General features: G+C 62.3%; 24 protein-coding genes. 12 read left to right on the forward strand and 12 right to left on the reverse strand.

Annotation, left to right across the window (positions count from 1 at the left end; all coding sequences use genetic code 11):
- The first annotated feature begins 77 nt into the window (after positions 1-77).
- From C491_RS12915 to C491_RS12930, 4 genes are all read left to right on the forward strand, one after another.
- Positions 78-806, forward strand: a complete 729-nt coding sequence (locus C491_RS12915; protein ID WP_005556954.1) for a metal-dependent hydrolase — start codon at positions 78-80, stop codon at positions 804-806.
- 103 nt (positions 807-909) lie between these two features.
- Positions 910-1305, forward strand: coding sequence for an OsmC family protein (locus C491_RS12920; protein WP_005556956.1), 396 nt, complete (start codon positions 910-912; stop codon positions 1303-1305).
- A 643-nt stretch (positions 1306-1948) separates the two neighbouring features.
- Positions 1949-2449 carry a gamma carbonic anhydrase family protein gene (locus C491_RS12925; RefSeq protein WP_005556959.1) on the forward strand — a complete coding sequence of 167 codons (501 nt, stop codon included), beginning with the start codon at positions 1949-1951 and terminating at the stop codon, positions 2447-2449.
- A 71-nt stretch (positions 2450-2520) separates the two neighbouring features.
- A complete protein-coding gene (locus C491_RS12930) occupies positions 2521-2985 on the forward strand; it encodes a DUF5799 family protein (RefSeq protein WP_005556962.1) in 465 nt (154 codons plus the stop codon).
- Positions 2986-3095: 110 nt separating this feature from the next.
- On the opposite strand, the gene C491_RS23265 is transcribed toward C491_RS12930, so the two are convergent.
- On the reverse strand, positions 3096-3236 hold the full coding sequence (locus C491_RS23265) for a DUF7557 family protein (RefSeq protein WP_005556963.1): 141 nt from the start codon (positions 3234-3236) through the stop codon (positions 3096-3098).
- 112 nt (positions 3237-3348) lie between these two features.
- Here C491_RS23265 and C491_RS12935 point away from each other — a divergent pair, with 112 nt between their 5' ends.
- From C491_RS12935 to C491_RS12955, 5 genes are all read left to right on the forward strand, one after another.
- Positions 3349-3639: a DUF7545 family protein gene (locus tag C491_RS12935; RefSeq protein WP_005556965.1), complete on the forward strand. Its 291-nt coding sequence runs from the start codon at positions 3349-3351 to the stop codon at positions 3637-3639.
- 96 nt (positions 3640-3735) lie between these two features.
- Complete coding sequence (locus C491_RS12940) at positions 3736-4317, forward strand: biotin transporter BioY (protein ID WP_005556967.1); 582 nt, start codon at positions 3736-3738, stop codon at positions 4315-4317.
- Positions 4317-5045 carry an energy-coupling factor ABC transporter ATP-binding protein gene (locus C491_RS12945; protein ID WP_005556969.1) on the forward strand — a complete coding sequence of 243 codons (729 nt, stop codon included), beginning with the start codon at positions 4317-4319 and terminating at the stop codon, positions 5043-5045. Before C491_RS12940 ends, C491_RS12945 begins: the two co-directional genes overlap by 1 nt.
- Entirely contained in the window at positions 5039-5743 is a 705-nt protein-coding gene (locus C491_RS12950; protein WP_005556971.1) for an energy-coupling factor transporter transmembrane component T family protein, read from the forward strand. Before C491_RS12945 ends, C491_RS12950 begins: the two co-directional genes overlap by 7 nt.
- A 117-nt stretch (positions 5744-5860) precedes the next feature.
- Positions 5861-6133, forward strand: coding sequence for a hypothetical protein (locus C491_RS12955; protein WP_005556972.1), 273 nt, complete (start codon positions 5861-5863; stop codon positions 6131-6133).
- A 66-nt stretch (positions 6134-6199) separates the two neighbouring features.
- Here C491_RS12955 and C491_RS12960 read toward each other — a convergent pair whose 3' ends face one another.
- The gene (locus C491_RS12960) at positions 6200-7243 is read right to left on the reverse strand and encodes an AI-2E family transporter (protein WP_005556974.1); all 1044 of its coding nucleotides are present in this window, start codon (positions 7241-7243) and stop codon (positions 6200-6202) included.
- Between the two features lie 346 nt (positions 7244-7589).
- Between C491_RS12960 and C491_RS12965 the strand changes: the two genes are divergently transcribed.
- Both C491_RS12965 and C491_RS12970 read left to right on the forward strand, forming a co-directional pair.
- Positions 7590-7790 carry a hypothetical protein gene (locus C491_RS12965; protein WP_005556976.1) on the forward strand — a complete coding sequence of 67 codons (201 nt, stop codon included), beginning with the start codon at positions 7590-7592 and terminating at the stop codon, positions 7788-7790.
- A 220-nt stretch (positions 7791-8010) separates the two neighbouring features.
- Complete coding sequence (locus C491_RS12970) at positions 8011-9222, forward strand: site-specific integrase (RefSeq protein ID WP_005556978.1); 1212 nt, start codon at positions 8011-8013, stop codon at positions 9220-9222.
- A gap of 23 nt (positions 9223-9245) precedes the next feature.
- Here the strand turns inward: C491_RS12970 and C491_RS23270 are convergent, their stop codons facing one another.
- From C491_RS23270 to C491_RS12980, 3 genes are read right to left on the reverse strand one after another with little or no spacing between them, the layout of a single operon-like run.
- Positions 9246-9410 carry a hypothetical protein gene (locus C491_RS23270; protein WP_169331737.1) on the reverse strand — a complete coding sequence of 55 codons (165 nt, stop codon included), beginning with the start codon at positions 9408-9410 and terminating at the stop codon, positions 9246-9248.
- Complete coding sequence (locus C491_RS12975; protein WP_005556980.1) at positions 9403-9687, reverse strand: hypothetical protein; 285 nt, start codon at positions 9685-9687, stop codon at positions 9403-9405. Before C491_RS12975 ends, C491_RS23270 begins: the two co-directional genes overlap by 8 nt.
- A complete protein-coding gene (locus C491_RS12980; RefSeq protein ID WP_005556983.1) occupies positions 9684-10679 on the reverse strand; it encodes a hypothetical protein in 996 nt (331 codons plus the stop codon). The genes C491_RS12975 and C491_RS12980 overlap by 4 nt, the downstream gene beginning before the upstream one ends.
- 472 nt (positions 10680-11151) lie before the next feature.
- Here C491_RS12980 and C491_RS12985 point away from each other — a divergent pair, with 472 nt between their 5' ends.
- Positions 11152-11481 carry a helix-turn-helix domain-containing protein gene (locus tag C491_RS12985; RefSeq protein ID WP_005556984.1) on the forward strand — a complete coding sequence of 110 codons (330 nt, stop codon included), beginning with the start codon at positions 11152-11154 and terminating at the stop codon, positions 11479-11481.
- A gap of 78 nt (positions 11482-11559) precedes the next feature.
- Here the strand turns inward: C491_RS12985 and C491_RS12990 are convergent, their stop codons facing one another.
- From C491_RS12990 to C491_RS13020, 7 genes are all read right to left on the reverse strand, one after another.
- A complete protein-coding gene (locus C491_RS12990; RefSeq protein ID WP_049891867.1) occupies positions 11560-12624 on the reverse strand; it encodes a Cdc6/Cdc18 family protein in 1065 nt (354 codons plus the stop codon).
- Positions 12625-13021: 397 nt separating this feature from the next.
- Positions 13022-14158 carry a lamin tail domain-containing protein gene (locus C491_RS21525; RefSeq protein WP_083909310.1) on the reverse strand — a complete coding sequence of 379 codons (1137 nt, stop codon included), beginning with the start codon at positions 14156-14158 and terminating at the stop codon, positions 13022-13024.
- A gap of 348 nt (positions 14159-14506) precedes the next feature.
- The gene (locus C491_RS13000) at positions 14507-15115 is read right to left on the reverse strand and encodes a hypothetical protein (protein ID WP_005556989.1); all 609 of its coding nucleotides are present in this window, start codon (positions 15113-15115) and stop codon (positions 14507-14509) included.
- A 281-nt stretch (positions 15116-15396) separates the two neighbouring features.
- A complete protein-coding gene (locus C491_RS13005) occupies positions 15397-15621 on the reverse strand; it encodes a hypothetical protein (RefSeq protein ID WP_152421316.1) in 225 nt (74 codons plus the stop codon).
- A complete protein-coding gene (locus C491_RS13010; RefSeq protein ID WP_005556992.1) occupies positions 15618-15953 on the reverse strand; it encodes an SWIM zinc finger family protein in 336 nt (111 codons plus the stop codon). The genes C491_RS13005 and C491_RS13010 overlap by 4 nt, the downstream gene beginning before the upstream one ends.
- Positions 15953-16165: a hypothetical protein gene (locus C491_RS13015; RefSeq protein WP_005556994.1), complete on the reverse strand. Its 213-nt coding sequence runs from the start codon at positions 16163-16165 to the stop codon at positions 15953-15955. The genes C491_RS13010 and C491_RS13015 overlap by 1 nt, the downstream gene beginning before the upstream one ends.
- On the reverse strand, positions 16165-16461 hold the full coding sequence (locus tag C491_RS13020) for a hypothetical protein (RefSeq protein ID WP_005556995.1): 297 nt from the start codon (positions 16459-16461) through the stop codon (positions 16165-16167). The genes C491_RS13015 and C491_RS13020 overlap by 1 nt, the downstream gene beginning before the upstream one ends.
- Positions 16462-16483: the final 22 nt, after the last annotated feature.

The raw sequence follows: 16483 nt of genomic DNA on the forward strand, positions 1-16483 counted from the left end.
CGCCTGCGGTCGCAGGCGGCCCACGGCAGTTCCCGCGGCCAGTTTTAAGACAGTCTCCGACCAACCGTTGGCCTGCTATGGAACTCACCTGGCACGGTCACTCGACGTGGCACGTCACCGTCGGCGACACCGACCTGTTGATCGACCCGTTCTTCGACAACCCGAAGACGGGCCTCGAGCCGTCGGACGTCGACGAACCGGACTACGTCCTGCTCACGCACGGCCACGCCGACCATATTGCCGACGCGGGCGAGTTCAGCGACGCGACGCTGGTCGCGACCCCCGAGCTCGTCTCCTACTGCGAGGAGGAGTTCGGTTTCGAGGACGCCGTCGGCGGGATGGGGATGAACCTCGGCGGGACCGTCGAGTGTGACGACGCGTTCGTCACGATGGTCCGGGCAGACCACACCAACGGGATCATGACCGAGTACGACGTCGACGCGGGGATGCCCGCCGGCTTCGTGATCTCGGATACGAAGCCGACGCAGGTCGCCGACGAGGAGTCAACAACCTTCTACCACGCGGGCGACACCTCGCTGATGACCGAGATGCGCGAGGTCGTCGGTCCCTACCTCGAGCCCGACGCCGCGGCGGTGCCGATGGGCGATCACTTCACGATGGGGCCCTGGCAGGCCGCCGTCGCCGTCGACTGGCTCGACGTCGACCACGCGTTCCCCCAGCACTACGACACGTTCCCGCCGATCGAGCAGGACCCCGAGCAGTTCGAGAGCGAGGTCGCGGGGACGGGCAGCGACGCCGAAGTCCACGTCCTCGAGGCCGACGAGCCGTTCGAACTCGAGAGCTGAGCCGGCAGACCGATACAGTCCATTTTTCGGCGGAAACTCGAACCGGACGGTGTTGCCCCCGAGAACAACGTTTACGGCGACGGCAGTGGTTGTCCCGACTGCGATGTCGAAACAAGTCACCACCGTCTCCGAAGAGGGGTTCAGCGCGACGAACGAGATCGGCGAGTTCAAGACGACGATCGACGCCGAGGGCGAGGAGGCGCCGGACACCCTCGAGAGCCTGCTGGCGGCGTACGCCTCCTGTTACGTCCCCGCGCTGCGCGTCGGGGGCCAGCAGCGCGACGCCGGCGACCTCGGTCGAATCGAGATCGAGTCGACGGGCGAACTCAACGACGACGACAAGCTCGAGTCGGTCCACTTCGACATCCGCGTCGAGGCCGACGTCGACGACGACACCGGCCAGAAGGTAATCGACCGCGCCTTCGAGCTCTGTAAGGTCCACGACGCGCTGAAGGACAGTCTCCACGCAGACACCGACTTCGAGGGCAGCGCCTTCTAAAATCGAGCAGTACTTCTTTCGTGATTGCCGGGAGCGTAGATCGTATCCCGCCGTTTCGAGTCCCGGACCAGACGAATCACCCGTGTCGGTGCCGTCGGTGCACTCCTCGCGCTGAGCGGTTGCATCGACGACCGATCCAAACGCACTGTTCGACCAACGAACCCGACACGGTGACAGTCGTGCCCTCGACCGACGGCCCGGTCGTAATCGGTTCGTCGGTCACTACCGTCTCGAGCCGGTCGAGCGACTGATTGGCGAATTACGGGTGGCTCCGATCGGCGATGGATCTCGCCGTTCGGGTCGAGCGGAAAGGGAAGGAAGCCGCAAAACGGAAGCGGGGTCTGACCCCCCTGATCAAGGTGACTGTCTTGGGTGAACGGAAGCGGGGTCGAACCCTCCACGTCGAAGGTGGGGTCTTCGGGGAACGGAAGCGGGGTAGACTTCCTGATTCGAAGACGGGGCCTTCGGAGCACGGCAGCGGGCTACGGATGCATTCTGGTACGTCCGTCCACTGCCTACTTCTTCGTAGTGGGGATACCGCATTAGAGCTACCGCCAACATACATTGGTATTTATACGACGAGTCGGTCAAACACACTCCGATCGACGGTAGATTCAAGCCTCGTTCGCGAGAGGTAGCCGCCATGCTTCGCTCGTTCGAAGGGACGGAACCCCAGGTCGCCGACTCGGCGTACGTCGACGAGAGCGCGGTCGTGATTGGCAACGTCGTCGTCGAGGCCGACGCCAGCGTCTGGCCGAACACGACCCTCCGGGGCGATCACGGCCGGATCGTCGTCGGCGAGGGCGCGAACGTCCAGGACAACGCGGTCCTCCACGAGGATGCCGAGCTCGAGCCCTACGCCACGGTGGGTCACAGCGCGATCGTCCACGACGCGACCGTCCGCGAGCGCGCGCTGGTCGGAATGAACGCCGTCGTCCTCGACGGCGCTCGGATCGGTAAGGGTGCGGTCGTCGCGGCCGGTAGCGTCGTCACGGAGGGAACCGAGGTCGAGCCGGAGACGCTCGTCGCCGGCGCGCCCGCCGAACCGAAAGCCGAGGTCGACGATCCGCGCCTCGAGGAGACGGCGGACCGATACGTCGAGCTCTCGAATCGTCACGCCGAGGGCTCGGAACGACTCGATTGAGCCCAGGATCGCCCACCGTCGACGCTGCGGCGAGGGAAACGCTGATACGCACACCCGCGCAATCGACGGCCATGAGCGACACCTCGTGGACGGACCGGATCGTCGGCGAACGGATGACCGTCGATCAGGAGTTCTCCGCGCGCGTCCAGGACTCGCGGTTCTCGAGCCAGCAGTGGAGCCTGATCATGACCGCGACGGAGTTCGAGATCGAGGACGCCGACGACCCCGAGCGGGCGCGGATCGTCGCCAACACCGAGAAAGTCGACCAGATCATCCCCGAACTCGAGAACGTCGAACGACAGATGGGGGCGATGGGCGGCCAGGGCGGCGGCGGTGGCGGCGCCTCGAACTCGTCGGGCGGGGTCGTCGACTCCATCCTCGGCGCGCTCGGACTGGGCGGAGACGGCGGCGACAAGGAGGAAGAGCAGCTCCGGGCGGCCGAGCAGCTCACCCAGGAGTACGCCGAGCAGCTCCAGTCCCAGCTCGAGTCGAAGGGGCGATGGGAGTCGGTCCGGCAGGCTGCCGCCGACGACTGAGACTACCGGCGATCCGTCCCGTCTGCTCGTACGGACTCCTGTACGTTAGTTCCGGAGCGACCACGCCCCGTGCCTGCGGTTGCTCCGGGAACTCGTCACAACAGACCGTATCAACCCGCGTGAAAGAGCGTGAACTCGCTCGCCTCGTAGATGTTGATCAGCTCCACGACGAGTTCGTCGTAGGACTCGTCCTCGATCCGCAGCCCGTCCAGCCGTTCGACGGTCTCCTCCTCGAGTTCGACAGTGGGCATACCAGTCCGTTCGTCGCCGAGGAGCAAAAGCCTCGCGGAGAGCTATCACACCACATTACTCGATCAGGGCCGAGCCACAGGGTCTTTAGGTGGCCCACCCCTCCGTCGGGGTATGACCGACGACGTCGACACGACCACGATCACGATTTCGACCGACGACGACGAGACCGACGAGGTAACGCTCCCCGCCGGTCTCATCGACCTCCTCGCCGAGGGCGACCAGGACGCCGCCGAGACCGTCGGCGACATCACCCTCCTCTCGTTCGCCAGCCGGGCTCACCACATCGTCCACCACGGCGAGGGCTCGGATCCGGAGCTCGAGGCCCAGGAGGAACGCATCATGGACCAGTTCGAGGAGCGGTTCGGCCAGACCTTCGCCGAAGCGACCGGTCACCAGCACTGATTGTCGACCTTCCTTTCGATGTGACCGTCCCAGCAGCTACGGCTGGCGCGGTTCGTGAACCGAAGTTTTGATCACGGTTTACGGCGGTGGTGACGTATGGCAACCGAACAGGGAGACGTCGACCTCGTCGACGGCGACGTCGTCCACGCGTTCGCTCGAGCAGCCCTGCTCGCGACACTCCTCGGCGCGGTGGCACCGATCGCGATACCGATCCCGTTCTCTCCGGCGCCGATCACGCTGCAGGTGCTGTTCGTCTTTCTCGCCGGGCTGTTGCTCGGCCCGCTCTGGGGGACCGTCTCGATACTGCTGTACCTCGCCGCCGGCGCGATCGGGCTCCCGGTGTTCGCGGGGATGGCCGGCGGGCTCGGCGTCCTCGTCGGGGATTCGGCCGGCTATCTCTGGTCGTACCCCCTGGCCGCCGGCCTGATCGGCCTGCTCGTCCACCGCGGGACCGATCTGCGGGATCCCGCCGAGGTTTCGACGCCGCTCGTCGTCGTCGCGCTCGTCACCGCGACCGTCCTCATCTACGGGATGGGCGTGGGTTACATGGCCTGGCTGCTTGAACTCGAGCTCTGGGAGGCAATTACGGTCGGAGCGCTGCCGTTTATTCCGGGTGAGGTGTTGAAGATCGCCGCCGCGGTCGCGATCGTCGAGAGCGGTCGGATCGACACCGTCTGATGCTCGAGTTTCGCTCCGTGTCGTTCGGCTTCGACGACGTCGGCGTGCTCGAGGACGTCTCCCTCTCGATCCCCGACGGCGAGTTCGTCGTCCTCGCGGGAGCGAACGGCAGCGGGAAGACGACCCTGCTGCGTCACTGCAACGGGCTCCTGAGTCCCGACGAGGGGACGGTGCTGGTCGACGGCACTTCCGTCGAAGACGACGTCATCGGCGCCCGAACGAGCGTCGGGATGGTGTTCCAGCACCCCCGCGACCAGTTCGTCGCCGCGACCGTCGGCGACGACGTCGCCTTCGGCCCCGCGAACCTCGGCCTCGGGCGCGAGGAGATCGATCGGCGCGTCGCCGAGGCCCTCGGGGCCGTGAACCTGCGGGGACGCGAGGACGAACGGATCGACCGACTTTCGGGCGGCGAGCAGTCCCGGGTGGCTATCGCGGGCGCGCTCGCGATGGAGCCGACCCACCTGGTGCTCGACGAACCCTTCACCGGACTCGACGAGCCCGCGCGCCGTTCGGTGGTCGGTCGACTCGAGGCGCTGGCTGCCGACGGCACCGGGATCCTGCTCGCGACCCACGACCTGCGGGACGTGCTCGGGCTGGCCGACCGCGTGATCGCGATGGCCGACGGACGTGTCGTCGTCGACGACCGCCCCGACCGGGCCCTTGAGGAGCTGGATGGACTGCCGGTTCGCGTCCCCCGAGCGCGGGCGGACCTCGAGGAGCGATGCTGACCTACGAGCCCGGCGAGACGGTCGTCCACGATCTGGACCCCCGGAGCAAGCTCGCGGTCCAGATCGGCTTCGCGGCGACCGCGCTCGCTCACACCGCGCCGCGCGCGCTGCTCGGGCTCTCGGTCGTTACCGCGGTCGTGCTGGCGCTCGCGCGGGTCCCCGTGGTGCGGACGCTGTACGCCTACCGGTTCGCGCTGGTGATCCTCGCGCTGGGTCCCCTCGTCGCTGCCGCGACCCTCGGCCCGCCGTGGATCGACCTCGAGGCCGGCCTCGCCACCGCGCTCGCGAGCTACCGTGTGCTGCTCATCCTGCTCGTCAGCGCCGCCTACGTTCGGACGACCCCCGTTCGGGAGTCACGAGCCGCGATCCAGCGGACGGTCCCGGGCAAGCCCGGACAGCTCCTCGGGATCGGCGTCGCGCTGGTCTTCCGGTTCCTGCCCGTCGTGCAGTCGGACCTGCGGACGATTCGGGACGCGTCAGCCGCGCGGCTCGGCACCGAACGGAGCGCCCGCGAGCGCGCGACGACGATCGGCCTCCTCGGACTCTCGCGGACGTTCGACCGCGCCGATCGACTTTCGCTCGCGCTGCGAGCGCGGTGTTTCTCCTGGAATCCCACGCTGCCCGCGCTCGCGTTCGCCCGGCGGGACGCTCCCACGCTGGGTGTCGCGGTCGCGTTGCTCCTGACGGCGTTCCTGTAACCCGCTGGCCGGGTCGAAACCCCGGCTGTCCGGTTTTCTGGCCGCAACACTCCGGGAACGGAGAGGAGCTGGGCGAGCCGGAATTATTAACCTCCAGCCGATCGATTCGGCTAGTGAATGGCGCTTCGCCCCGGCGACATGGTCCGCGTACGTCCGGATCGACTGCCCGACTCGATCGAGCGGGAACTCCCGCAGGCGGAAGCAGCCGTCGGACGGGTCCTCGAGACGAGCGACGTCTCGCTGGTCGACCTCGAGTGGTACGTCGACTACGCGAGCGGCGCGGTGATGGACGGCGTCCTCCCGAAGCGCCGCAGCGACCTGCTCTGTCTTCCGACCGACGCCCTCGAGAAGATCAGCCACGACGAGTATATGGAACGACGGACGCCCTGATCCGATCTAGGCTCGCGGTTCGAGGTGTCGGTCGATTCCGGCGAGCACGTCTCGAGCGTTCGCACCTTACGCCGCCGACCCGTGCCACTCCCGACTGAAGAGATCGAAGGCGATCTTAGCCGCCCCGAGGATGACGGGACCTACGAACAGCCCGACGGCGCCGAACATCGCGACCCCACCGAAGATTCCGAGGACGATCACCGCGGCACTGAGAGCCCCACTCTTTCCGATGATAGCCGGGCGGAGGTACATGTCGGAGACGCTGACGAACGTCCCGTAGCCGACCAGTGCCAGGGCCGCCAGCGGTCGCCCGGCGGCGACGAGGTAGATCGAGACCGGAACCCAGATTCCGAACGCGCCGACGAGCGGGAGCAAGGCCAGCACGAACGTCGCGACGGTGAGCAGGACGACGCCCGGGACGCCGAGCACCCAGAGGCCGATCCCGAGTAACACGGCCTGGATCACGGAGACGATCACGTTGCCGACCACCGACGCCCACATGAGCCGGTCGAGTTCGGCGAACAGTTCGTCCCTGGCGCCGTCGCTGATCGGAACCACGGTCTGGAGCCAGTCGACCAGGCGGTCACCGTCCCGGAGCAGCCCGAAGAGGACGAACATCGTCACCGTTAGCCCGAACGCGATCGACGGCAGCCCGCCGAGGAACTCGAGGGTCCCGGTGACCGCGCCGTGAAGTCCGTGCAGGCCGTCGTCGATCTGGCCCTGGTTGGCCTCGTAGGCCGCGATGGCGGCTTCGGGATCGAGCTGGTAGCCGAAGCCCTCGAGTTCGTTCTGGATCGCCACCGTGTCCAGCCCCTGCTGTTGGATCGTCCCCACGAGCTCCGACGCCTGTCGGATCGCGACGACGAGGATGTACAACACCGGAATCACGAGTACGAGCAGCGAGCCCACGATTAACGTCAGCGCCGACGCAGTCGGGCTCAGGACTCGCTCGAGGGTCGTCTGGAACGGCGCGAGTGCATAGGCGAGTACGACCGCGAGCAGGACGTACTGGAGGTAGGGAAGGACGAGCAACGCCGCGAGGATTCCAGTCACCAGCGCGACGATTCCGAGGGCGGACTGTTCGGTCAGTCCCCCGTTTGTCTCGGTCATGGCGCGTCAATGTTCCCGCTGGGCAAAGAGCGTATCCGATTCACCCTCGAGGGATGATACTCCGAAACGAACGCGGGGGGAGCGGTCGCCAACGAGCCGAGGCGGCGTGTCCGTACACCGATTCGAACCGATGTTGCAGTGAGCACCGACGACGGTCTTACGGCTGAAACTACGGACTCCGACGAGGAACGGGACGAAAACACGGCCGACCCGGTGATCGACCGCTCGAGTCAGACGTCGAACTCGAGTGCGGCTGGCAGTCGAGTCCAAAGGGCCCCGGATCAGTGATAACGCACAACAAGCTTATTACGAATCATGCATGATTGGGGGACAGAGGTGGGATGGAATGAAAGCTCGTCAACTGGACCCGACTGATAGACGCGTCCTCGAACGGAACTACGACTACGCGCAGAAGAACGTTCGAGTGCTTTCGACGTGGTACGACTGTGAGACCAAACGGATGATCGAGCTGCTCGCCGAGAACGGGATCGACCTCTCGGCGAACGACGAACAGCGATTCGGACCGTACTATCGAGAAGCTCGGTAGCGCCATAGGCGGCGAGCGCACTCGTCGCTCGCGAATTTGCTCGTGGTAGAAGAATCGACGGAGAGCGCGGATCGTAGTTGGTGCGAACTCCTTCTGAGCCAAATCTCTTCAGAGCGGAGCTCCGACTCCCGTACTCGTTCGATAGAAAAAGCCGGTGGAGAGCTGTGAACCCGAGGTTCAAAGCTACACTTTTAACACTACTGCGTGCGACGAACGCGCTATGGCCGCTGATACGCGACGCCGAATCGATCGGCTTCGAACTCGCGCCGAGGACAGCAATGAAATTGACGCCGACGATCGCGAGTTGCTGATCGATTTCTCTGATCGGCTCGATCTTCTCGCACAGACCTACTCCGATTACCGTCACGAGAAGCTGCTTCGCCACGGCGTGATCATGGCCGAAGAGCTCGACGTCTCGCTCTCGGACGCGATCGAGGACCGCGATACTGCCGAGACGATCGTCGCCTGGATCAACCGCACCTACAACAACGAGGAGACGAACCGAGACTACCGCGCTGCTCTCCGCGTCATCGCAAAGCGCGTGACCGACGGCGACGACTGTCCCGATGCTGTCGAGTGGGTCCCGACCAGTACGTCTCGAAACTACGACCCGACCCCAGACCCGCGCGACATGCTCCGTTGGGAGGACGACGTCCAGCCAATGATCGATAAGTGTTACAACGCGCGCGACGCGGCGATGATCGCACTCCAGTTCGATGCTGGCCTCCGCGGCGGTGAGTTCAAGAACCTCGCCGTCGGCGACGTCCAGGACCACGATCACGGCCTCCAGGTCACGGTCGAAGGCAAGCAGGGCCGACGAACGGTCATGCTGATTCCGTCGGTCCCGCATGTCCACCGCTGGCTCGACGCCCATCCCGACCGCTCCGATCCCGACGCGCCGCTGTGGTCGAAGCTCCACCAGGTTGAGGCAATCTCCGATCGGATGGTCTCGAAGATTCTCGACGAGGCAGCTGATCGTGTCGACGTTACCAAGCCCGTCACGCTGACGAACTTCCGAAAGTCGAGTGCTGCGTTCCTCGCCTCGAGGAACCTCAATCAGGCCCATATCGAAGAGCACCACGGCTGGGTCCGCGGATCGAAAGTCGCTGCGCGCTACATCTCGGTCTTCGCCGAAGAGAGCGACCGCGAGCTCGCCCGACTCCACGGAATCGACGTCTCCGACGACGAGCCTGACTCGATCGCACCGCTCGAGTGTACGCGATGCGGACGTGAAACACCCCGAAGCGAACCCCTCTGCGTCTGGTGCGGTCAGGCGATGGATCCGCAGGCTGCCGTCGAACTCGACGATGTCGACGGACGCGTGAACGAGAGTCTGGCCGAACTCTCGCCCGAGAAGGCTAGGCGCCTCCTCGATGTCGCCGACGCACTCGACGATCCTGATGTTCGAAACGCCCTGCTCGACGAGCGATGAATCTGTAGTTGCTATATCAACCATCAGTATCCCTCCTCGTCTAACTTCTCGAGTAGGACCTCGGCATCTTCGGCGAACGGCACATCCTCCTCGATGCACATCTTGAGGACGTCACGTTTTTCGGCGAGGGTTTTCCACGCGTCCTCGCTGTCGGGTTGTGGTGGACCCCCAGCATCGAGACTACTCATCACTAGTCACCTGCTTGCGGACGTGCGCTTGTTCCCACTCCGGGCGATCCGAGAGGGCGATACAGGTTCGGACTTTGCCAGCGTACTCGATGAAGACGACGTCGCCTTCCGGGTCGTAGAACGCCTCCGCGTCGTCGGCGCTGGGGTAGTGAACCGGGACAGCATCGTCGAACGCCCCGCGCGGGTCGCGGTAGGGCGTTCGCGAGCGCTCGAACCAGCTCTCGCTGACGTGGTTATCCCAGCGCTCGGCAAGCTTGGTGGGCGAACGCTCGCTCATCGCTCACCCCGCTCGCGTTTGTAGTCGGCCGGATCGGGTCCGTGGACGACGGTATCGGTCGGGCCCGACGCGGTCGTCATCCGAACATCGGTGTTCTCGTCGACGCGCTGGAGGATCGACGCACGCCAGGTGTGGTTGACTGCTGATTGGAGAGCTGCATCGACTTCCGAGTTTTCGGTCTTTTCTTTGAGTGCCTCGAGTGCCGAGCAGACGTCGTCGATCTCGTCGACTATCTCGCGGTCACCGATCTGGAGCCCGCCGTCCGGCCCTTCGGTGATCGTCTCGCGTCGGTAGACTTCCTCAAGGTTGCCGCCGTCTGTTCGGAGTTCGCGATCGTCGTTGTCCTGGCTGAACCCGTTCTCGGCAAGGATATCGGCCGGCGATCGGCCGTACTTCGATCGATCCTCCTCAATCTCGAGTACCTGCTTTGCACAGGTCTTGCAGAGTCGAGCGTGAAGTTCCGAGTCAGGGATGTTGTCGGGGTCGAACGTCCATGGTATCGCCGATCGTTCGTGCTGGCACGCCGAATCCGGGTTGTCACGAGTGCAGTCCTCGGCGGGGATATGGATCGCCGATGCGCGTCGGCCCTGGAACTGAATCCAGAACGGTACTTCGGCGCGGACAGCGTCAACGTCGATCCCGCCGTCGGTCACCAGCTTGCTTGCGCGTTTGAAGGTCGCGTCCGCGGGAACCGTCTCTCGGCGTGGCCCCTCGAGTTCGGTGACACAATCTTCGCAGACTGGCGCGTCGTACTCCTCGGGGACGTACCGAAGGTCCTCGGTGCTGCGTTCGAGTGGCGTCTCGATCTCTGTCCCGCACGCGCACTCGTGAGTCTGCCCGTCGAACTCCGTACTGGCATGCCAGCAATTGTTCTCGAGGACCCAGCGGTCGATATCGTGGTCGGTAGGGGTACCAATTCGATTCTCGAGTTCCTTGAGCCGGCAGCGCTGACACAGGTAGGGCCGGCTTCCGCAATTCGAGCAGTTACTCATCGGAATCGGCCTCTGTCGTGGATCGAGCAATCAGAACCTCATCGATGCCATCATCGACGAGGTTATTCGTGTCGGTCGTCGACCGCTCAATTGGACGGGACTGGGCTCCTATCCGATCTCCCGTCCATGCTGCCGCGTCTTTTGGCGGCAGCGCTTTCAGCAAGCGATCAATGTCTGTAGTGGCATCTCGACCGTGAGTGCGGTCGACTATTCCGCGGTTCGTGGGGCAATTCCTATTTGCCCTGCTGTCTTCGTTTCGCATGGCTTCTGAAACCCTTGTAGGGGCTGGAAGCCACCCCGGCGTGTCATCAGCACGCCGGACTTTTCACATCCGATGGGGGGCTTCCGTTAGGCAGTATTTACTACACCGACTTAATGATACCGCTGCTGGGGTAGTTACACTTGCCCAGCGATGATTCTATATGCTCCCGTACCGTTGATAACATATGTCCGTATGGTGAAATCCAGGTCAATGCGACTTCAGCTCCCGACCGACCGTCTTATCCTCGAGCAGTTGCTCGAAGGTCGGAATTTGGCTGCCAACATCGCTGAGAATGTCGACCGGAGCCGTAACTACATCAACAAGCGGATGGGCCATCTCTTTGACTACGGACTTGTCACAAAGGTTGGACCGGTTGACGGGACGGGACTCTATGAGATCACGCCAAAGGGGCTTGCCACCTTGCGGTTGATCGATGAGTATGACAGTGGTGGTGAATTTGAGAATCTCGTTGAGGAACGTGCGGAACTTATCGAGGTTCGTCCTCCGGCAATCGTCGATGAGGGTGCCGACGAATCCTAATACCAAATCGCTCGTTCCCGACATAGCACTCTCCGCTTCGAGGAGAGAATTATTAAATACCCCTTGGAATTCCGAATACTACTTTGAACTAAGTACCTCTGTTCCGACTCTCGCAACCGGATCAATCTCTTCGTCGACCACCCAGTAGAGCCGGTCTCGAGTCGGCCCATCGTAATTGATGAGATCGTAAGCCTGGAGCTTCGGCAACTTCCCGCGACGCGCCCGCTTCCCAAGTGGCTGCACCGGTGAGCCGGAGTACACCACATCGGCACTTGCCTCGTAGCGATCGTGTAACTCCTTGCCCGTGATTTCCCCAGCCTCGTAGATGATCGCGTACAGCACCTGATGATGATACGGCAGCGACTGCAAGTTCAACCGCCGAATCCGGCGCTTCGCCCGCTCGTAGGAATCCGCAACGTCGCGATCACGGATCCGATGGTGCCCGCGCTCGTGTGCGAGTTCGGCGGCAGCCCGGAGTGACTGGATTCCTTCGCGAGCGACGCCGGCGACCTCGTCGGCGATCGCCTCGAGTTGCTCTCGCCTTACAGGATCGCCGTGCAACCCCTGTTGTGCTCGGCGTTCGAGGATATCCGCCAGCTCATCGACACCGTAGCGGTCGAGCTTGAGGTGGCCCTGATCAAGGCGGTGGCCGTCGGTTACGTCGAGACGCGAGAGCCAGTCAGTCGCGTCGTGGACGATCGCAACAACAGTCACGTTCTCGATTGCGAGCAGCTCACTGATTGCGTTCGTCTGTGGGAGGTCCTCACCTTCGTCTAGGACGACGATGGTCTCGCCAGTGATCGCATCGCGAAGTTGTCGACAGACATCGGTCGCTGGGACTGTCTGCGCGACATCGTTCGAGCCTTCCGGGAGCTCCTCGAGGACACACCGGAGTACGTCGCCGGTCGTTTTCCCAAGCGAATCAACGAATACGCGAGTGATATCGGTCTGTGTCTCGAGATGGTTGACTGCGTTTCGTGCGAGCAGCGTCTTCCCCACACCACTGGGTCCGGAGATTAGAACGTCCGATGCTCGAGGGTGCGTCGTCGTAAAGCGCCGGAGTAACTGCTCGGTTTCGGCCTCCCGATGCAACGGATCTGGCGGTAAAAAAGAGTCGTCAAAGACCCGTGTATCAGCGATCATACCGATCTGGTCAGTTTGATAGGTTATAAAGGCTGCTTGTAATTCCGAATGTAGTTCGAGAAACAATGGGGTGACGATCACTTGAGAAGGAACTGATCTCGCCAGTAGCCAGTTTTTGAGGGTGTCATGGAACGGTTTGCATAGCCCTTTTTCGACTACCCGACAGATGGTACATACAGACGCGCACGTACCTTTTTCCACCTCGGGATTCCTCACTGCGTTCGGAACCGCTCGGCGCAAAAATCTACGCTAAAAAGGCCGCTCCCGCTGGTCGCTCGCGGGTGCTGCGCTTTCGTCTCCACCGCAGCGGTACCGCCTCCGCCTGTACGTACCGCCTGTCGGGTAGTCGAAGAGGGTGTGCGAACCGTTCTATGACACCCTTGAAGAGGGGAGGGAATTAGGCGAACAGGCTAGTGATCTGACCGAAGACGTCACCTAGAATCGAACCCCTCCCATCGCCCTCATAGGATTCCTCGAGAGCAACATCGCCGTTGGCGTCTTCGACGATGACTGTGTCTCCTTCCTGGCTCCAGACCTGGTTCTGAATTCCCCAGTGGAGAATGTCATCGCTGTCGTTGCTTTCGTCACCGCCGGTGAATATTTGAACGCTGCCGCCTGCTTCGAGTGTGAATCCACTCGGGAACGAATACGCGGAGGCACCGCCTGGGGTGTCGACCATCCCCTCGTCACGACGGTCTTGCATGGACCATCCGGTAAAGTCGATGGCCGCGTCCCCTTCGTTCTGAAGCGTCACGTACTCGTCGTCTGGTTCAACGTTTTCACCAACGTTGATATCGCCTAATGTGAGCGTTGCATCACCCGCAGTAGTGATATCTTCCTCGTCCTCTTCCTCCTCGTCCTCTTCCTCTTCTTCTTCTTCCTCCTCTTCTTCTTCCTCCTCGTCCTCTTCCTCCTCTTCTTCTTCCTCCTCTTCTTCTTCCTCCTCTTCTTCTTCCTCCTCGTCCTCTTCCTCCTCTTCTTCTTCCTCCTCGTCCTCTTCCTCCTCTTCTTCCGGCTCAGACTCAGCGGTGTCCGCAGGTTCGAACTGGCCTGCGATCTCTCCGTCTGGGCACTGCTCTGTGTGGACGGTGAGTGTGATCATGCCTGCCCGGAGACCCTCGAGAATATCTTCGGCCGATTGGTCCTCTTCGCTTCCCTCAGCGACCATTTCACCGGTTGGAGAACCTTCTGCGACCACCTGATCTCGAACGACTCCCTCAGTGACTGAGCCTTCGAGATCGCGCTCTGAGATAACCGAGCCTTCGACTGAGAGACTGTAGTGTGTTGCTCGATTGAGGCAATCAACGTAGATTCCGTAGTGGGATTCGCCAGATTCCGTGTCTACGGTTAGAGTGACTTCCCCCGAGGCATTCGTCTCGACTGGAGGTTCCACACCGTCGCCAGTGAGCGTAGCGACAAACGTTTCCTCGTGCGAGGAGGCAGCTGCCGTTCCGGAGAATCCGAGACCGGCAACACCGATACCGATTGCGGTCAACACTTTTCTTCTATCTGCGGTTGGATTGTATTGAGTCATAGCTTGTCATTACCATCTAAGTGGTATTCTCAGATGGATGGAAATCACTAACAACAGTAGTTACTTATTTGTAACTTCTTATTTCGGACAGGTCAAAATACCACTATTTACTGTGGTCTGAATGATAGTATACGGAACCGTCAAAATTGAGAGAGTGTGCGATGGTAGGACGCCTATATGAAATCCGCTTGCAATTCCGACCTCCGTAGAACAACACCGGGTTTCCGGTGACGATCACCGCCAGCGCCTCGAGGCGAACACGTCGCGGATTATATAAAAGGGGCGACGGGTAGCGTTTCGGAAAGTTCTGGAGTAGGGTTGAAAACCAACTTCTAACAGAACAGTCGCCTACTCTGCAGCTTCGACCGTGTTGAGGATGTTCTGGGAGAACTGCTCGTCGGAAATCTCGCCGGCATTGTACTGCTCGGCCCACTCGGTCTCAACGGTGAAGTGCCCTGCCACCTGAGAACCGTCGACACTCAGCATTTGGACCTCGAGTGCTTCCGAGGGCGGGTCTCCTTCTTTGACGTACGAAGCATACCCACCGGAGATCGCACCGACCTCGGCAGCCATCTGTTCTGCCGTTCCGCCCTGTTCGGCTTCGACAGTTAGGAAGCCATAGTCTTCTTCTTCGTCGTAGTCGACGACGGTTCCACCATAGACGACGTCCAACGTCGCTGCGAACTCGTCGGCACTCATCCCGTCGTCTGCTTCCTCTTCTTCCTCGACCTCTTCTTCGACTTCTTCTTCAGCCTCATCGGTCTCTTCTTCGGCCTCCTCAACCTCCTCACCATTGTCCTCTCCGTTTTCAGCTCCGTCACTGTCGTCGTCTCCGTTGTCATCGTCGGGCGTGCCGTCTTTACCGTTCTCGGACTCGTCGCCAGCACAGCCAGCGAGCGCTGTAGTCGTCAGTCCACCAATTCCTGCAATTGCCTTGCGTCGTGTAATATCAAACACTGTTATACCACGTTCTCCCCACCACGGGGAAGGCGTCTCGCCCGCTGTGATACGGGATACATCGCCGAAACGTGAAGGCGAATGGGTGGGGGAGTGAACCGCAGAAAATTGTCTCTAGCCTATGCAGTTAATCGTACCGATCTTTCATTAGTGCCGACATGCTATCGGGCCTGATTAGTCTTAACCAACGCCACCCGAACAGCCACTCCGAGCGTTGGTTAATACGACAGCACTCGAGAGTGCTCACAAAAACCAACGGAAAAGAGCGTTACAGTGGCAGTCTACGGTCCGCGGTAGAAAGACACCGGGTTTCCGGTGGTGGTCTCGCTGCCAGTGTCGATCGCAACGTCCTCAACGGGCTCGCGGCCGACCTGCCGCCACGTCTCGCCGAGTTGCTCGTACTCGACACGCCAGTACTCGCCCGCCTCGTCGGGTTCAAACACGAACTTCCGACGGACGCCATCGGTACCGGTCCACGCAACCGTCTGTTCCCGGACAGCGTTCATCGCGACCACCGCTTTCGTTGGGCGACTAGCGTCTGATCAACGTCCGCATCCGCCGGCGGGTGGATGCGCTCGAGGGCCATGAGGACTCTCGCCGCGTGCTTACAGCGGTTGATCTCTCCACTGCCGGGCTCGCCACGGTACTGCCAATCCGAGCAGGTACACCGCCCTTCCTGTAGGTCGACCGTGTATTCCGAGTAGTCGTTTGAGCCGGTACCGACCTTCCACATGCCGGGAGAGATAGGCCAGATTCCCATTGGCTGCTCGGCACCGCGGCGATCGCGGGTGAGCGTCGCCTCGTCAATGCCGACCGGCGTGTGTTTCGCGGTCGCCATTAGCTCGTGGCCTCCTGGCGTTCGTCAACCTCGATAATTTCGCTGTCGTCCGGGATCTCGTCTGGATCGGCGACCGCCCGCGCTTCGGCGAGCAAGCGTTGATTGCGAGCGCCGGCGGTCTCGAGTGCTTCGGCGCGCTCGGCGACGGTCTCGAGATCTTGCGTCTGGTACATCGGCTCGATCTCGCGGTCCTTGTCGGGCCCGCCAAACATCAGAACCCCTCCGGCGCGCGGTGGGTGGTCTCTAACCAGCCGCGGCGATCCTGAACGAACTCCATCCAGGCGGCGAGTGGCCGTCCCTCGAACTGCTCGACGTGCTCGGGATCGCTGTCAACGTAGTCGCCGACCTCGTAGTCTGGGCCGACGTCGTAGACTTTGACGGTGGCCTGGGCAGGGTAGTGAATGTGCGCGCAGTTCTCCTCGTCAACGCCGACGACGAAGCCGATCTTCGCCGCGAGGGAGTCGACCGTGTCCGCAACGCTTTCCTTCGGTTGGGTGATAGTCGTCATTGGTCTTGTGCTAAGACCGAGG

The organism is Natronococcus amylolyticus DSM 10524 (assembly GCF_000337675.1).
GTDB classification, from domain to species: Archaea; Halobacteriota; Halobacteria; order Halobacteriales; family Natrialbaceae; genus Natronococcus; species Natronococcus amylolyticus.

Excerpts from the sequence above, each read along its gene's own strand:
- C491_RS12915 (WP_005556954.1), top strand. The coding sequence starts at position 78 with ATGGAACTCACCTGGCACGGTCACTCGACGTGGCACGTCACCGTCGGC.
- C491_RS12965 (WP_005556976.1), top strand. The coding sequence starts at position 7,590 with ATGAAAGCTCGTCAACTGGACCCGACTGATAGACGCGTCCTCGAACGG.
- C491_RS12930 (WP_005556962.1), top strand. The coding sequence starts at position 2,521 with ATGAGCGACACCTCGTGGACGGACCGGATCGTCGGCGAACGGATGACC.
- C491_RS13020 (WP_005556995.1), bottom strand. The coding sequence starts at position 16,461 with ATGACGACTATCACCCAACCGAAGGAAAGCGTTGCGGACACGGTCGAC.
- C491_RS12985 (WP_005556984.1), top strand. The coding sequence starts at position 11,152 with ATGCGACTTCAGCTCCCGACCGACCGTCTTATCCTCGAGCAGTTGCTC.
- C491_RS12950 (WP_005556971.1), top strand. The coding sequence starts at position 5,039 with ATGCTGACCTACGAGCCCGGCGAGACGGTCGTCCACGATCTGGACCCC.
- C491_RS12920 (WP_005556956.1), top strand. The coding sequence starts at position 910 with ATGTCGAAACAAGTCACCACCGTCTCCGAAGAGGGGTTCAGCGCGACG.
- C491_RS12935 (WP_005556965.1), top strand. The coding sequence starts at position 3,349 with ATGACCGACGACGTCGACACGACCACGATCACGATTTCGACCGACGAC.
- C491_RS23270 (WP_169331737.1), bottom strand. The coding sequence starts at position 9,410 with ATGAGTAGTCTCGATGCTGGGGGTCCACCACAACCCGACAGCGAGGAC.
- C491_RS13005 (WP_152421316.1), bottom strand. The coding sequence starts at position 15,621 with ATGAACGCTGTCCGGGAACAGACGGTTGCGTGGACCGGTACCGATGGC.
- C491_RS12955 (WP_005556972.1), top strand. The coding sequence starts at position 5,861 with ATGGCGCTTCGCCCCGGCGACATGGTCCGCGTACGTCCGGATCGACTG.
- C491_RS12960 (WP_005556974.1), bottom strand. The coding sequence starts at position 7,243 with ATGACCGAGACAAACGGGGGACTGACCGAACAGTCCGCCCTCGGAATC.
- C491_RS13010 (WP_005556992.1), bottom strand. The coding sequence starts at position 15,953 with ATGGCGACCGCGAAACACACGCCGGTCGGCATTGACGAGGCGACGCTC.
- C491_RS13015 (WP_005556994.1), bottom strand. The coding sequence starts at position 16,165 with ATGTTTGGCGGGCCCGACAAGGACCGCGAGATCGAGCCGATGTACCAG.
- C491_RS12975 (WP_005556980.1), bottom strand. The coding sequence starts at position 9,687 with ATGAGCGAGCGTTCGCCCACCAAGCTTGCCGAGCGCTGGGATAACCAC.
- C491_RS12990 (WP_049891867.1), bottom strand. The coding sequence starts at position 12,624 with ATGATCGCTGATACACGGGTCTTTGACGACTCTTTTTTACCGCCAGAT.
- C491_RS12970 (WP_005556978.1), top strand. The coding sequence starts at position 8,011 with ATGGCCGCTGATACGCGACGCCGAATCGATCGGCTTCGAACTCGCGCC.
- C491_RS23265 (WP_005556963.1), bottom strand. The coding sequence starts at position 3,236 with ATGCCCACTGTCGAACTCGAGGAGGAGACCGTCGAACGGCTGGACGGG.
- C491_RS12980 (WP_005556983.1), bottom strand. The coding sequence starts at position 10,679 with ATGAGTAACTGCTCGAATTGCGGAAGCCGGCCCTACCTGTGTCAGCGC.
- C491_RS12945 (WP_005556969.1), top strand. The coding sequence starts at position 4,317 with ATGCTCGAGTTTCGCTCCGTGTCGTTCGGCTTCGACGACGTCGGCGTG.
- C491_RS12925 (WP_005556959.1), top strand. The coding sequence starts at position 1,949 with ATGCTTCGCTCGTTCGAAGGGACGGAACCCCAGGTCGCCGACTCGGCG.
- C491_RS21525 (WP_083909310.1), bottom strand. The coding sequence starts at position 14,158 with ATGACTCAATACAATCCAACCGCAGATAGAAGAAAAGTGTTGACCGCA.
- C491_RS12940 (WP_005556967.1), top strand. The coding sequence starts at position 3,736 with ATGGCAACCGAACAGGGAGACGTCGACCTCGTCGACGGCGACGTCGTC.